The following is a 14,253-nucleotide window of genomic DNA, read 5'->3' on the forward strand; positions in this document are numbered from 1 at the left end:
ACCACGGACGCGATGTTCACGGTCACGACGACTCCTCAGTCAGTCCGAACGGGAGAGAAGAGAGGGAGGCCGGCGGCGCGGGCCACGACCCGGCCCAACGCCACCGCGCCAGCAAGAGATGAGCTGCACGGACATCACCCGTGCCGAGTAGTGCGCGCGGACATCGCCCTTGCCCAACACCCCGCTCGCCCCGGCTCTGCACCGGGGGTCGGCCACGCCGTGTGGCTCAAGGCAGGGGCCTACCGAGGGCGATTCTGTCCACGCTTCGTACGAAACGTCGCTATTGAGTTCTCACAGAACGACCAGGCACGGCGGTCCGTAGGCGTGCGGCACATCAGTGCCGCCTTCCCCGGGCTTCCGACCGGCTGTGACGCAGGCAACCTAACAACTGGTAGGCCGCCAGGTCAACTGTTATGCCCAAAGTTGGCTCTGACCAGGCAGGACGGCTGGCAGCGACCTACCATCTGATAGGTCGCTGATAGGCTCGTGGCTGCTGTGACGACGTGCGAGAGGACTGCCATGCCCACCCCTGAGCCCCGGCTTGCTAGATCTGAGGCACTGCACCAGCAGGTCGCGCGAAACATTCGCAACGACATCGAATCGGGCGTGCTGCGCGACGGTGACGTCCTCAAGACGACGCGTGAGCTGGCCGAACAGTGGGGCGTGAGTGTCTTCACGATCACTGAGGCAATGCGCTTGCTGGCTGAGGAAGGACTAGTGGTCAGCAAGTCGCGTTCTAAGCGGGTTGTAAACGCGCCGGATCAGGCAAAGCGGAAGGAGATTAGACTGCATGCGCCGCGTGTCCTGATTGTTGGAGGATATGCCGGCAGCGGAAAAACCGAGTTGGGCCGCATTCTGGCAAAGGAGACCGGGTGGCCGATGCTCGACAAGGACACGCTAACCCGCCCGATCGTTGAAGCTGGACTCGAAATTCTCGGACTGTCTCCAAATGACCGAGAGTCAGAGCAGTATCTCAAGCTAATGAGGCCACGTGAGTATGAGTGCCTGATGGCAGCGGCCAACGAAAACGTCTCCTGTGGAAACAGCGCCATAGTTACAGCGCCTTTTCTGATCGAATTCAGGGACCATGCTTGGCTGGAACGCACTCGGGCGTCATTCGCTGCAATGAACGCGTCAACGACGTTCGTCTGGGTGCACTGCGATGCAAGCACGATGCGCACCTACATTCGTCATCGTGGCGCGGCTAGAGATGCAGCCAAGTTGGCGGACTGGCCGGGCTACCTTGCGCGCATTGACGTTGATTTCCGGCCGCAGGTACCGCACCTAGTAGTGAATAACTGCACGTCTGGAGCGCCGCTACAGGCGCAAGCGCGGGAATTGCTACGTGAGGTGATCGGCGGAAACGGCGATACCCCGTGAGGAGAGGCGTAATTCTCTACGGTCCGCCAGCGGCCGGCAAGGACACGGTTACCTCTGTTTTGCAGCAGCTAGACGGGCGGTTCGCTCTGTTTCAACGGTTGAAGGCGGGGGCGGGGCGGTGCGACGGTTACCGGATGACCTCTCACGCGGAGCTATCTCGGTTGAGAGATCAGGGTGACCTGATCTGGGAAAATCAGAGGTACGAATCGGTATACGCGGTCGACCGCAGCGGGCTATCCGCCTTATTGGCGGAAAAGGTTCCGGTTCTTCATCTGGGACAGATCGCAGCAATCGATGCGGTGAAGCAAGCAACGCCAGACACTGACTGGCTGGTTGTTGGTCTCTGGTGTCCACGAGACATCGCAGAGCGCCGAGTCATTGACCGCAACACGGGTGACGCAGCTCAGCGCATGAGGGCTTGGGATGAGACCGAACGACCGGGCGGCGCGAACCTCATGTTCGACACGGCTCGCACGAGCGCTGAGCAGGTCGCGTCAGCAATCCTTGCGCGCGTGGCGTAGTGGTCTCAGTTGTGGTCTCATTCGCCACCGTGCGGGACCGTTCGCGGGTGTATCTGACGGAGCTGGACCGCAGGTCACGGACGGTGCTGGATGATGCCGGACGAGGAATCGCAGACCTCGAAAGCGTGTGAGGGTTTACGCCCTCCGCGGGTTCAAATCCCGCCGCCACCGCTCATGCGATGCGAGAACGCCCGGTCGGTCCTGACGGACTGACCGGGCGTTCCGCTTCTCGTCCCGGTTTTCGTCTCAGCAGGGGCTGTACCCCTCGTCGAAGAGTCTGCGGGCGTGTTCGGCGTACCCGGCGATGGTCTTGCGGACCGTCCGTCCGTCGTGGAGGAACAGGTACGCGCGGTCGCCGTCGCGGGCCAGCAGCCCGTCGAACCGGTACGTCCCGGCCGGTGCGGACAGCCCGGTGGCGTCCGGGTACGCGGCGCGTACCCGGTTGACCGGGGTGCCCACGGTGACGCCTTCCGGGGTCCGCATGGGTGGGCTGGCCCAGAGCAGCACCAGGCGCTCGTCGGCGAAGATCGGGCTGACCGTGTCGAGCCCGGCCAGGCCCGGACCGCAGGGCGCCTCCGGTTCGAGTACGCCCCGACGGGCCAGTTCCTGCTCGGTGTCGCCGAACTCGACGGTCCCCAGGCCGTCCAGGTCGATGACCTCCGGTACCGTGGCGTCCAGCGGTGGTGCTGCCGTCGGTCCGGGATTACCGCCGCTTCCGGCGATGGCTGCCGCAGTGAGCAGGGCAGCGATGAATGACAGTTGTCGTAGCTTCACGTGATCCCCCAGCTACCCAACGTGGCTGGATGGATATGGTTGCTGCCCATCTGGGAGGTTTTGCCGGGATTCCCACTCCTCGGCCAGTTCCTCGTAGTGGTCGGGGGTCAACCCGCGCCGCCCATGCGCGAGCCAGCCGTCCGTGTTCGACATCAGATGTAGTCCCACCTCGGCGAAGAGGTCGATCCACGGGCCCGGTTCCACGCCGAGTCGGTTCAGCGCGCCGTTGATCGGCCAGTCCGGGCGCGGGGCGGTGAACCCGTCGTCGAAGGCGGGACCCCAGACCATCCGGCCGTCCAGCCAGACGGTGGCCGCCTGGTACCCGGTGCCACCGGAGAACCCGGCCTCCAGGTAGCCGACCTGCCCCAGGTGCGACCACTCGGCGAGTACCCGGGTGAGGCCGGGCCCGAGGACCAGGTGGAAGGGGCGGTCGACGCTGCGTGCCTCGTTGTCGAAGTCCGGCAGGTGGCCGGTCAGTTCCTCGACCAGCAGCGGTGTGACCGGGAGCAGGACCATCTCCTGGCGCAGTTCGGCGAGTACTGCGTGGTCGAGATCCGCCGTCTGCCCGCGCAGCAGATCGGCGTCGGCGATCACCGCGCTGAGTTCGTAGCCCATCGTGCCCTCCACAGGTGTTGCCCACAGCCTGTGGATAGAACATGTGTACGACGGTGGTGGGTCCGGGTGGGTTCAGCCACGGGCGGCGAACCAGACCGCGAGCGCCAGCCCCAGACGGACAGCTCCGGGTCGGCCCCCGGCTCCGTCGCCGACGATTCGATCACCAGGGCACGTTACCGCCGGTGGGCGACAGCCGGGGCCGCTCCGCCGTCCAGAGCCTGCTCGTCCTCGGTGAAGTCGGTAGACGCGTCGGCCGGCGGATGGTCGAGGTGCCAACGTACCGAGGCGGCGATCGAGGCCAGCGGGTCCGCCGGCCGCCAGTCCAGCAGGGTTTCGGCCCTGCCGCTGGTGTAGAGGACGTGCTGGGCCAGGTTCCGGGTGAGTCCCAGGTCGGCGGGGACCAGGTCGTCCGGTACCCGGACCAGTTCGGCCTCGTGGCCGGCGGCGGCCAGGACCAGCTTCAGCCAGGACCGCATGCTGTAGGTGACGGACTCGCCCAGGTTGAACACCTCGCCCCGGGCGGCCGCCGGACGGTCCAGGGCCGCGAGCACCCCACCGGCCGCGTCGTCCACGTGCAGCCGGGTGAGCAGGGTGCCCGCCGAGCCGACCGGGATCCTGGTACGCCCGGCGCGTACCCGCCGCAGCACCGGTTCCTCGCGCCGCTGCTGGTCGTGTGGGCCGTAGACCATGCCGAGCCGCAGCACGGTGCCGCCCCGGGCCAGGTACGCCGGTTCGACGTCGAGCTTGTCGTAGTCGTCGAGGCCGGCCCCCCGGCCCCGGTATGGGTACCGTCCGGTGCGCAGCGGGGCGGTCTCGTCCAGCGGCAGCGGGGTGGGGGTGTCGTCGTCGGCGAGCAGCAGTTCCCACACCCGGTAGACGTCCACGCTGGAGAGCAGGACCAGATGTACGTCCGGCAGGTGCGGCAGCACCGCGTCGACGTCGGCCCGGCTCAGCGCGTACGAATCGACCACCGCGTCCGGCGCGAAGGCGCGTACCTGATCGGCAACGCTGGCGAAGTCCCGCCGGTCGACGTGTAGGTGGGCGCAGGGCGGCAGGTCCGCCGGCTCGGTGTGGCCCCGGTGGATCACCAGGACCTCGTCCCCCCGTTCCGTCAGCCGCTCGACCACCCGTCGTCCGATGAACTCGGTACCGCCGATCACCGCCACCCGCATGTCCGTCAGCCGACCACACGGCCCGGGCGGTTGCCAAGGTCGGTACGCCCCCAGCAGAACGCTGTCGAGCTGCACCGTCTGTGCGAGCGCGCCGGGACATGCACTGCGGTCGTCTGGCCATCCGCCGCGAAGCCGGGTAGCCGGGTAGCCGCCGTCGCCGTAACCAGACTGGTCCGTCACGACGTTTCCCGGGCGGCCGGGTAGCGGGTGGCCCCACCTTGTATCCCGACAACTGGCGGCGCAGCGTCTGCGGTCACCTCGTCATGACCGCACCAACGTCGATCATGGCGCCTGCGGACGTCTACGATCCCACCGCCGCCATGGAGTTGGCCGCAACCGCGTCACGCACCGAGGGGCGTGCTGTGGTGCTGCACGGGTACGACGCTCACAACTGGCACTGACACAGTTCGGTCGAACAGCTCGATGGCGGCGCGGTACCAGCACCTCGACGGTCCCGTACGAAGACTGGGACCGCAACGAGCGCCGGGCCGGCCCTACGAAGGACCGACCCGGCGTTTACGCTGCTCAGAAGAGCGGAGGATACGAGATTCGAACTCGTGAGGGTGTAAACCCAACACGCTTTCCAAGCGTGCGCCCTAGGCCTCTAGGCGAATCCTCCGTGGGACAGGATACAGGTCCCTCGCGGGTTGCCCACCCCACCCCACCCCACCCCACCCACCCTCGGAGATCCACAAGAGTACCGGGTAGACTCTGTGGTACCCCCCGTGCGGCGTGCATCTCGTGAACCTCCCCAGGGCCGGAAGGCAGCAAGGATAAGCGGGCTCTGACGGGTGCACGGGGGGCCTTTCTGTTTCCGGTGCCGGTCCGACCCGACTGACCCGGCCGGCCTCGTAGGGGCCCGGCCAGGAGCGATCGGGCCGCACCGGATGTCCGGCACACCGGTCACCCCACGGGCAGGATCATCGCGGTCGTGCCTGCGGGGCGGGTGGTCACCCAGGCCGGACCGGCGCAGAATGGCTCGGTCGAGAGGAGGCGGAACGGGTGGCACTGGCGCTCTACCGCAAGTACCGGCCCCGGACGTTCGCCGAGGTGATCGGCCAGGAACATGTGACCGAGCCGCTGTCGCAGGCGTTGCGCAGCGGGCGGCTCAACCACGCCTACCTCTTCTCCGGCCCCCGAGGCTGTGGCAAGACCTCCAGCGCCCGCATCCTGGCCCGCTCGCTCAACTGCGAGCAGGGCCCGACCCCGGATCCCTGCGGCACCTGTGAGTCCTGTCGCTCGCTGGTCACCGACGGTGGCGGGTCGATCGACGTCATCGAGATCGACGCGGCCAGCCACGGTGGCGTCGACGACGCCCGGGAACTGCGCGAACGGGCCTTCTTCGCCCCGGCCAGCAGCCGCTTCAAGATCTACGTCATCGACGAGGCGCACATGGTCTCGTCGGCCGGCTTCAACGCCCTGCTCAAGCTGGTCGAGGAGCCGCCGGAGTTCGTCAAGTTCATCTTCGCGACCACCGAGCCGGAGAAGGTGCTCGGCACGATCAAGTCGCGTACCCACCACTATCCGTTCCGGCTGATCCCACCCGGGGTGCTCCGGCCCTACCTTGAGCAGTTGTGCGAGGCCGAGGGGGCCCGGATCGACCCGGCGGTCTTCCCGCTGGTGGTGCGGGCCGGCGGCGGCAGCGCCCGGGACAGCCTCTCCGTGCTCGACCAGCTCATCGCCGGGGCAGGCCCGGAGGGGGTCACCTACGCGCGGGCGGTAGCTCTGCTCGGGGTCACCGACGCCGCCCTGATCGACGAGATGTGCGACGCGCTCGCCGCCGGGGACGGCGCAGCAGCGTACGCCACCGTCGACCGGGTGGCGGAGGCCGGGCACGATCCGCGCCGGTTCGCCTCCGACCTGCTGGAGCGGCTGCGCGACCTGATCATCATTCAGCAGGTACCGGATGCGGCGGCCAAGGGCCTGATCGACGGCCCGGCGGACCAGTTGGAGCGGATGGCCGCGCAGGCGCAGCGGCTGGGCCCGGCGACGCTGTCCCGCTGTGCGGACATCGTGCACAACGGCCTGGTGGAGATGCGGGGCGCCACCGCGCCCCGGCTGCTGCTGGAGTTGGTCTGCGCCCGGATGCTGCTGCCCGGGGTGGACGAGTCGACCGGCGGCCTGCTGCAACGGCTGGAACGGATGGAGCGCCGGTTGGCCTCCGCCGGTCCGGCGGCGCCGCTCTCCGCCACGTCCGCCACCGGATCCGCGCCCGCCATGTCCACCACTGTCGGACCCGCCGCGCCCGCGCTGGTGCCCGCTGCCGTCCCGGTACGTTCCGAGCCGGCTTCCGCCGTGTCCCAGCCTGGTCCGGTGGCCGGCCCGGAGTCGGCGCCGGCTGCCATTCAGCCGGCACACCCGGTACCGGCCGGCCCGTCCCTGGCTCCGGCGCGCCCGCCGGTGCCCCCGGCGGCGGTGATGCCCGACCCGGCCACCCCGCCCCCGCCCCGTCCGGGTGCCCAGCAGGCCGGCACGCTCGACGTGGTGACCGTGCGCAACGAATGGCCGGAGATCGTCACCCGGGTCAACCGCGTCAGTAAGCGGGCCGCTGGGCTGATGCGCGACGCGGTGGTCCGCAACCTGGACGGCGACACCCTGGTGCTCACCATGAAGTCGCCGCAGGTCGCCCAGATGCTGGCCAGCTTCGCGACGATGATGACCGACGCGCTCTACGAGGAGTTCGGGGTGCGCTGGCAGGTCCGCTGCGAGGTGGCCGGCGAGCGGGGCGGGACGGTGCTGTCCGGCCCTGCCCGGTCGGCCCCCGCGTCCCCCGCCCCCCGGGAACAGCCCCGGCCGGCCACGCCGCCACAGGCCCCGGCCATGCCGCCGGCCGGCGGAGACGACTGGCCCGAGGCGGCCCGGCCGGGTGGTGCCGCACCGGCACCGGTACCGGAGGGCGGCGCCGCCGACTGGCCGGAACCGGCCCGCCCCGGCGGTGCGGCCCCGGCCCAGCCGGCCTCCGCGCCGCCTTCCGCCCCGTCGGTGGGTACGCCCGGAGCGGCTGGTGCGGCGGCGACCGTGACCCCGCCCAACCAGGCCGGTACCGGCGGACCCCGGGCGGCGGCGGGCAGCGGCCTGGCGGCGGCCCGCGCGGCGGCAGCCGGTCGTGGCCCGCGCCCCCAGGCGGCGGCGCGGAAGACCGCGGACGCCGACTGGGCCGGTGAGCCGCCCTACGACCCGGAGTACGACGGTCCGCCGCGCGCCACAGCCGCAGCGGCTCCGGTCCCTGCCTACGAGGGGTTCGATCCGGGGGACGAGCCGCTCGACGACGTGATCGACGAGAAGACCGCCCGGCAGTCCAGTGAGCAGCAGGCCATCCAGTTGCTCCGGGACGCCCTGGGCGCCGAGCGGATCACCGAGATCGAGGTCCGCTGACCGCTGCCCGGTCGGGCGGGCGCGTGCCGGGCGCCGTCCGCCCTGCGGGTTAGGCTGGTCGGCGGTCGGTCAGACGAGTACGGGGACCGGTCGGTCGGACGAGTGCGAGAAGGAGCCATCCGTGCGCCCAGGTGGACAGCCGAACATGCAGCAGATGCTGAAGCAGGCGCAGAAGATGCAGAAGCAGATCGCCGCCGCGCAGGCCGAGCTGGCCGAGGCGGAGCTGACCGGCACGGCCGGCGGTGGGCTGGTCACCGCGACGGTCGCCGGTACCGGTGAGCTGAAGTCCATCAAGATCGACCCGAAGGCGGTCGATCCGGAGGACGTCGAGACGCTGGAGGACCTGGTCGTGGCGGCGGTACGCAACGCCAGCGAGGCGGCCCAGCAGCTGACCGAGCAGAAGATGGGTCCGGTCTCCGGCGGCCTGGGCGGCTTCGGCCTGCCCGGTTTCTGAGCCGTCAGATGTACGAGGGTGCCATCCAGGACCTGATCGACGAGCTGGGCCGGCTGCCCGGGGTGGGCCCGAAGAGCGCCCAGCGGATCGCCTTCCACGTCCTCTCCGCCGATCCGGCGGATGTCAACCGGCTGGCCGGTGCACTGCGCAAGGTGAAGGACCTGGTCCGGTTCTGCACCACGTGCTTCAACGTGGCCGAGTCCGAGCAGTGCCGGATCTGCCGTGACTCGCGCCGTACCGAAGAGGTGCTCTGCGTGGTCGAGGAGCCCAAGGACGTGGTCGCGATCGAGCGGACCGGCGAGTTCCGGGGCCGCTACCACGTGCTCGGTGGGGCGATCAATCCGTTGGAAGGTATCGGTCCGGACAATCTGCGCATCCGTGAGCTGCTGGGGCGGCTCGGCGGTGGCACGGTACGCGAGCTGATCCTGGCCACCGACCCGAACACCGAGGGCGAGGCGACCGCCACCTACCTCGCGCTGATGGTCAAGCCGATGGGGATCGCGGTCACCCGGTTGGCCAGTGGCCTGCCGGTCGGCGGGGACCTGGAGTACGCCGACGAGATCACCCTGGGTCGGGCCTTCGAGGGCCGCCGCGCAGTCTGAGGCCGAGGCGTTGGGCCTGAGGACGGGGGGCGCCGCGCGGTCTGAGGCCGAGGGGCGCCGGCCCGAGGGGCGCCACGCGGTCTGGGCCCCGAGAGGCTGCTGGACGGTCCTGAGGGGTGCCGCGCTGTCCGAGGCGTGGCCCGGTGTCCGGTTCGGGTCTGACATGAGGCGACCGGCCCGGGTCGGCGACGTAACAAATTTGTCTCGCTGAACCGGGACGTATCGTCATCTACTGCACACGTCGGCGCCGGTTCGGGCGCTCGCCGCAGCGGTAAAGACACGATCCGATACCAACCGGTTGGGCAACAGTTTCCGGGGGGTCCAAACGGAGGCTAAGGTCACCGCCATCGGTGACCCCTGTCACCACGTTGTCCGTACCCCCTAGGACGAGGTGAAAGCACCATGCGTGCACCCAGGCCGAAGGTCGCGCTAGCGGCCGTCGCGGTCGCGGCCCTCGCGGTAGCAGGCTGCGCCGAGAGCAACCGCGACGAAGGATCCGGCGAGAGTAAGAAGGACACCCTCGTCTTCGGCGTCGCCGGGGACCCGAAGGTGCTGGACCCGAGCTTCGCCAGCGACGGTGAGTCGCTGCGTGTCGCGCGTCAGGTCTTCGAAACCCTGGTCCGCCCCGAGGAGGGTGGCACCAAGGTCAGCCCCGGCCTGGCCGAGTCCTGGACCCCGGACGCAGCCGGTACGACCTGGACGTTCAAGCTCCGGTCCGGCGTGAAGTTCCACGACGGCACCGACTTCAACGCCGAGGCGGTCTGCGTCAACTTCAACCGCTGGTACAACGCCAAGGGTCTCATGCAGAGCCCGGACGTGACGGCGTACTGGCAGGACGTCATGGGTGGCTTCGCCAAGAACGAGAACCCGGACCTGCCGCCGAGCCTCTTCAAGTCCTGCACCGCCAAGGACGCCACCACTGTGGACCTGGCCTTCACCCGGGTCTCCAGCAAGATCCCGGCCGCCCTGATGCTGCCCTCGTTCTCCATGCACAGCCCCAAGGCGCTGGAGCAGTACGACGCCAGCAACGTCAGCGGCAGCGCGACGGACATCAAGTACCCGTCGTACGCGATGGAGCACCCGACCGGTACCGGCCCGTTCAAGTTCAAGACCTGGGACGTGGCCAACAAGACGCTGACCCTGGAGCGCAACGAGGACTACTCGGGCACCAAGGCCAAGCTGAAGTCCCTGATCTACAAGACCATCTCGGACGAGAACGCCCGCAAGCAGGCGCTGCGTTCCGGTGACATCCAGGGCTACGACCTGGTCGGCCCGGCCGACGTCGAACCGCTGAAGGGCGAGGGCTTCAACGTCCTCACCCGCCCGGCGTTCAACGTTCTCTACCTGGCGATCAACCAGAAGGGGAACCCGAAGCTGGCCGACCTCAAGGTCCGGCAGGCGATCGCCCACGCGCTGAACCGCCAGGCGCTGGTCGACTCCAAGCTGCCCCCGGGCGCGAAGGTCGCCACCAACTTCCTCCCGGACACGGTCGAGGGCTTCAACGGCGAGGTCACCAAGTACGACTACAACCCGGAGAAGGCCAAGCAGTTGCTGGCCGAGGCGGGCGCGTCGAACCTGACCCTGCGGTTCCACTACCCGACCGAGGTCACCCGGCCGTACATGCCGAACCCGAAGGACATCTTCGAGCTGCTCTCGGCGGACCTGAAGGCGGTCGGCATCAACGTCCAGGCCATCCCGCTCAAGTGGAGCCCGGACTACCTCAACGCCACCACCTCGGGCAGCGCGCACGACGTGCACTTCCTGGGTTGGACCGGTGACTACGGCGACGCCTACAACTTCATCGGTACCTTCTTCGACCGGCCGAAGGACGAGTGGGGCTACAGCAACCCGGCGCTGTTCGAAAAGTTCAAGAAGGCCGACACCACCGCCGACCAGGCGGCCCGGGTCGCGCTCTACAAGGAACTGAACGCGGACATCATGAACTTCCTCCCGGGTGTGCCGATCTCGCACTCGCCGCCGGCGATCGTCTTCGGTAAGGACGTGACCGGGGTCAAGGCGAGCCCGCTCACCGACGAGCGGTTCGCCACCGCCGAGTTCAAGTAAGAGTGACCGGCAACAGGTCGGTGGAGGCGAGGCGGGTTCTGGCCGAGGGTGGCAGGGCGGCGGAGGAGGTCATGCCGGTGTTGCATGGCCGACGACGACAACGCCGCCGGCCGACGCGCCAGGGCGCGCCGCAGCCCCGCCAGTCCTGTTGCCGGACGCTCTAAGTCCTGACCTGAGGCAAGGAATGCGGGCGGGCGCTGCACGGCAGCGCCCGCCCGCACCCTCCGCACCCCTTCGAGGCCGCCGTGTTCCGGTTCATCGTCAGACGCCTGCTACAGCTGATACCCACCCTGTTCGGGCTCTCCATCCTGCTGTTCATCTGGCTCCGCCGCCTGCCCGGCGGTCCCGAGACCGCGATTCTCGGGGAACGGGGCACGCCTGAGATGCGCGCCGCCATCCGCCGCAACCTTGGCCTGGACGAGCCGATCCTGGTGCAGTACGGACGGTTCATGCGGCGGATGCTCCAGCTCGACCTGGGCACCTCGATCTCCACCAAGCGCGAGGTCACCACCGAGTTCCTCCAGCGCTTTCCCGGTACCGTCGAACTGACCATCATGGCCATGGTCATCGCGATCGGGATCGGCATCCCGTTGGGCTACCTGGCCGCCCGCCGCCGGGGTCGGTTCCTCGACCACGCGTCGGTCGCCGGTTCGCTGATCGGTATCTGCATCCCGGTCTTCTTCCTGGCGTACGTCCTCAAGGCGATCTTCGCGGAGAATCTCGGCTGGTTCCCGTCGAGCGGCCGGCAGGACCCGACGATCGAAGCGACCCGGGTGACAAACTTCTTCGTCCTGGACGGACTGCTGACCCGGGAGTGGGACGCCACAGCCGACGCGCTCTGGCACCTGGTGCTGCCGGGCGTCGCGCTGGCCAGCATCCCGCTGGCGATCATCGTGCGGATCACCCGGGCCAGCGTGCTGGAGGTACTGGGCGAGGACTTCGTCCGTACCGCCGAGGCCAAGGGCCTGACCGAGCAGACGGTCCGCCGCCGCCACGTGCTGCGGAACGCGATGCTGCCGGTGGCGACCTCGATCGGCCTCCTCACCGGCGGTCTGCTCTCCGGTGCCGTGCTCACCGAGACGGTCTTCGCCTTCAGCGGCATCGGGGCGTTCGTCGCCGAATCGATCAGCCAGCGTGACTACCCGGTACTGATGGGCTTCATCATGATCATCGCGGTGATGTACGTGCTGGTGAACCTCCTGGTTGACGTCTCCTACAGCATCATCGACCCGAGAGTGAGGGTCCGATGACCATCACCAGCGGCAAGAAGGGCGAGAAGATCGACCGGCTCGCCGAGCTGGCGGCCGTCCGGGACGACGAGCGCGGGGTCAGTCTCTGGCAGGAGGCGTTCCGCCGGTTGCGGCGTAACCCGGCCGCCATCGTCGGCGCCGCCATCCTGGCCGTGTTCGTCCTCGTGGCGGTCGTCGGCCCGTTCTTCGTCCCGTACGGGCCGACCGACGCGATCGGCATCCGGGAGGGCGTGGTCAAGTCCGGTCAGGGCCTGATCCCGGGCTCCTCGGGTGAACACTGGCTCGGCTTCGACCACCAGGGCCGGGACGTGTTCAGCCGGATGATCGTCGGGGCCCGGCAGACCCTGCTGGTCGGCGTGGTCTCCACACTGATCGGTCTGGCCGTCGGCGCGCTGATCGGTGGCGTGGCCGGTGCCGCCGCCGGTCTCGGTGGCCGGTGGGGCCGCTGGATCGACACCACCCTGATGCGCTTCGTCGACATGCTGCTGGCGATGCCCAGCCTGCTGCTCGCGGTGAGCATCGCCGCCCTGCTGGGTGCCAGCCTGACCACGGTGATGATCGCCGTCGGCGTGGTCTCGGTACCGGTCTTCGCCCGGCTGCTGCGCGGCTCGATGATCTCCCAGGCGAACAGTGACTACGTGCTGGCGGCGACCTCGCTCGGGGTACGCAGGTCCCGGATCGCCCTGACCCACGTGGTGCCCAACTCGCTCGCCCCGGTGATCGTGCAGGCCACCCTGACGCTGGCCACCGCGATCATCGAGGCCGCCGCGCTCTCCTTCCTGGGCCTCGGCAACCCCGACTCGGCGGTACCCGAGTGGGGCGTGATGCTCGCCGACGCGCAGCCGTACCTGGGGATCCGGCCGGCCCTGGCGGTCTACCCGGCGGTCGCGATCATCATCACCGCGCTCGGCTTCACGCTGCTCGGTGAGGCAATGCGTGAGGCCCTCGACCCCAAGCTGCGGAAGTAGGTCTGCGGTGAGTGAAGAGTCGCGAACGGAGGGGTGGTTCTGATGGCACTGCTGGAGGTGAACGACCTCTCCGTCACGTTCGCCCGCCGCGGGCAGCGGACGGTGCACGCCGTGGACGGGGTTTCCTTCGCGGTGGACGCCGGTGAGGTGGTCGGTCTGGTCGGCGAGTCAGGCTGCGGCAAGAGCGTGACCTCACTGGCGATCATGGGGCTGCTGCCCAAGCAGCCCGGCCTGCGGGTGGGCGGGAAGGCCGTCTTCGACGGCACGGACCTGCTCCAGCTCGACGAGCGGTCACGCCGGGACATCCGGGGCCGGGACATCGCGATGATCTTCCAGGACCCGCTCTCCTCGCTGAACCCGGTGATCCCGATCGGGCTCCAGGTGACCGAGGTGCTCACCCGGCACCGGGGCATGAAGGGTGAAGCGGCGGCCAAGGAGGCGGCCGAGCTGCTCGACCGGGTCGGCATCCCCGACCCCCGGCGGCGCCTCAAGGAGTACCCGCACCAGCTCTCCGGCGGGATGCGGCAGCGGGCCCTGATCGCGATGGCGGTGGCCTGCCAGCCCCGGCTGCTGATCGCCGACGAGCCGACCACCGCCCTGGATGTGACCATCCAGGCGCAGATCCTGGAGCTGCTCAAGGACCTGGTCCGGGACTCCGGTACCGCCCTGGTCATGATCACCCACGACCTGGGTGTGGTGGCCGGCATGTGCGACACCATCAACGTGCTCTACGCCGGTCGGGTGGTGGAGACCGCACGCCGCCGGCCGCTCTTCGCCGCGCCGCGCCACCCGTACACGGTGGGTCTGCTCGGCTCGATTCCGCGCCTGGACTCCGGCCGGGGTGAGCGCCTGACGCCGATCCCCGGCTCGGTACGCGACCTGTTGCCCTGGCCGGACGGCTGTGCCTTCGCGCCGCGTTGCACCCGCCGGGTGGACGACTGCGTGGGCGCACCGCCAGAACTGGTACTGGCCCACGACGACCGCAGCTACCGGTGCGTGAACCCGGCGCCGGTACCGGGCCGGGAACCGGATCCGGCCTTCGCTCCGCCGGCCGGCGCGTCCGCCGCCGCCCCGGCAG

Annotated in this window: 12 protein-coding genes, 1 tRNA gene, 1 other RNA gene and 1 pseudogene; 11 read left to right on the top strand and 4 right to left on the bottom strand. The window is 69.2% G+C overall.

The features are described from left to right. Window positions 1–519 precede the first annotated feature (519 nt). The gene (locus tag V6U90_RS11215) at window positions 520–1,380 is read left to right on the top strand and encodes a GntR family transcriptional regulator (RefSeq protein WP_334434241.1); all 861 of its coding nucleotides are present in this window, start codon (window positions 520–522) and stop codon (window positions 1,378–1,380) included. After that, window positions 1,377–1,901, top strand: coding sequence for a phosphotransferase-like protein (locus tag V6U90_RS11220; protein ID WP_334434243.1), 525 nt, complete (start codon window positions 1,377–1,379; stop codon window positions 1,899–1,901). The genes V6U90_RS11215 and V6U90_RS11220 overlap by 4 nt, the downstream gene beginning before the upstream one ends. Before the next feature lie 246 nt (window positions 1,902–2,147). Here V6U90_RS11220 and V6U90_RS11225 read toward each other — a convergent pair whose 3' ends face one another. From V6U90_RS11225 to V6U90_RS11235, 3 genes are all read right to left on the bottom strand, one after another. After that, a complete protein-coding gene (locus tag V6U90_RS11225; protein WP_442933566.1) occupies window positions 2,148–2,675 on the bottom strand; it encodes a hypothetical protein in 528 nt (175 codons plus the stop codon). Window positions 2,676–2,687: 12 nt separating this feature from the next. Next, window positions 2,688–3,290: a hypothetical protein gene (locus V6U90_RS11230; RefSeq protein WP_334434245.1), complete on the bottom strand. Its 603-nt coding sequence runs from the start codon at window positions 3,288–3,290 to the stop codon at window positions 2,688–2,690. Between the two features lie 173 nt (window positions 3,291–3,463). Then, window positions 3,464–4,462, bottom strand: a complete 999-nt coding sequence (locus tag V6U90_RS11235) for an NAD-dependent epimerase/dehydratase family protein (protein WP_334434247.1) — start codon at window positions 4,460–4,462, stop codon at window positions 3,464–3,466. Window positions 4,463–4,725: 263 nt separating this feature from the next. On the opposite strand from V6U90_RS11235, the gene V6U90_RS11240 reads away from it, so the two are divergent. Continuing rightward, on the top strand, window positions 4,726–4,863 hold the full coding sequence (locus V6U90_RS11240; protein WP_334434249.1) for a hypothetical protein: 138 nt from the start codon (window positions 4,726–4,728) through the stop codon (window positions 4,861–4,863). A gap of 133 nt (window positions 4,864–4,996) precedes the next feature. On the opposite strand, the gene V6U90_RS11245 is transcribed toward V6U90_RS11240, so the two are convergent. Beyond that, a tRNA-Ser gene (locus V6U90_RS11245) sits at window positions 4,997–5,081 on the bottom strand. A gap of 98 nt (window positions 5,082–5,179) precedes the next feature. Between V6U90_RS11245 and ffs the strand changes: the two genes are divergently transcribed. From ffs to V6U90_RS11285, 8 genes and pseudogenes are all read left to right on the top strand, one after another. Continuing rightward, window positions 5,180–5,270, top strand: an RNA gene (gene ffs / locus V6U90_RS11250) — signal recognition particle sRNA small type. A gap of 194 nt (window positions 5,271–5,464) precedes the next feature. After that, the gene (locus V6U90_RS11255; protein WP_334434251.1) at window positions 5,465–7,837 is read left to right on the top strand and encodes a DNA polymerase III subunit gamma and tau; all 2,373 of its coding nucleotides are present in this window, start codon (window positions 5,465–5,467) and stop codon (window positions 7,835–7,837) included. A gap of 145 nt (window positions 7,838–7,982) precedes the next feature. Beyond that, complete coding sequence (locus V6U90_RS11260; protein WP_334434448.1) at window positions 7,983–8,291, top strand: YbaB/EbfC family nucleoid-associated protein; 309 nt, start codon at window positions 7,983–7,985, stop codon at window positions 8,289–8,291. Window positions 8,292–8,299: 8 nt separating this feature from the next. Continuing rightward, on the top strand, window positions 8,300–8,893 hold the full coding sequence (recR, locus tag V6U90_RS11265) for a recombination mediator RecR (protein ID WP_334434253.1): 594 nt from the start codon (window positions 8,300–8,302) through the stop codon (window positions 8,891–8,893). Between the two features lie 402 nt (window positions 8,894–9,295). Next, a complete protein-coding gene (locus V6U90_RS11270) occupies window positions 9,296–10,957 on the top strand; it encodes an ABC transporter substrate-binding protein (protein WP_334434255.1) in 1,662 nt (553 codons plus the stop codon). Between the two features lie 245 nt (window positions 10,958–11,202). Further along, entirely contained in the window at window positions 11,203–12,207 is a 1,005-nt protein-coding gene (locus tag V6U90_RS11275) for an ABC transporter permease (protein ID WP_334434257.1), read from the top strand. Beyond that, window positions 12,204–13,175: an ABC transporter permease gene (locus V6U90_RS11280; protein ID WP_334434259.1), complete on the top strand. Its 972-nt coding sequence runs from the start codon at window positions 12,204–12,206 to the stop codon at window positions 13,173–13,175. Before V6U90_RS11275 ends, V6U90_RS11280 begins: the two co-directional genes overlap by 4 nt. Before the next feature lie 42 nt (window positions 13,176–13,217). Further along, window positions 13,218–14,249, top strand: a pseudogene (locus V6U90_RS11285) (ABC transporter ATP-binding protein); the annotation flags it as partial. Between the last annotated feature and the right edge of the window lie 4 nt (window positions 14,250–14,253).

Origin of the sequence: Micromonospora sp. CPCC 206060 (assembly GCF_036906895.1) — a bacterium.
Classification (GTDB): Bacteria; Actinomycetota; Actinomycetes; order Mycobacteriales; family Micromonosporaceae; genus Micromonospora.

Coding starts and splice junctions, on each gene's coding strand:
- V6U90_RS11215 (WP_334434241.1), top strand. CDS start 520: ATGCCCACCCCTGAGCCCCGGCTTGCTAGATCTGAGGCACTGCACCAG.
- V6U90_RS11230 (WP_334434245.1), bottom strand. CDS start 3,290: ATGGGCTACGAACTCAGCGCGGTGATCGCCGACGCCGATCTGCTGCGC.
- V6U90_RS11235 (WP_334434247.1), bottom strand. CDS start 4,462: ATGCGGGTGGCGGTGATCGGCGGTACCGAGTTCATCGGACGACGGGTG.
- V6U90_RS11240 (WP_334434249.1), top strand. CDS start 4,726: ATGACCGCACCAACGTCGATCATGGCGCCTGCGGACGTCTACGATCCC.
- V6U90_RS11260 (WP_334434448.1), top strand. CDS start 7,983: ATGCAGCAGATGCTGAAGCAGGCGCAGAAGATGCAGAAGCAGATCGCC.
- recR (WP_334434253.1), top strand. CDS start 8,300: ATGTACGAGGGTGCCATCCAGGACCTGATCGACGAGCTGGGCCGGCTG.
- V6U90_RS11270 (WP_334434255.1), top strand. CDS start 9,296: ATGCGTGCACCCAGGCCGAAGGTCGCGCTAGCGGCCGTCGCGGTCGCG.
- V6U90_RS11280 (WP_334434259.1), top strand. CDS start 12,204: ATGACCATCACCAGCGGCAAGAAGGGCGAGAAGATCGACCGGCTCGCC.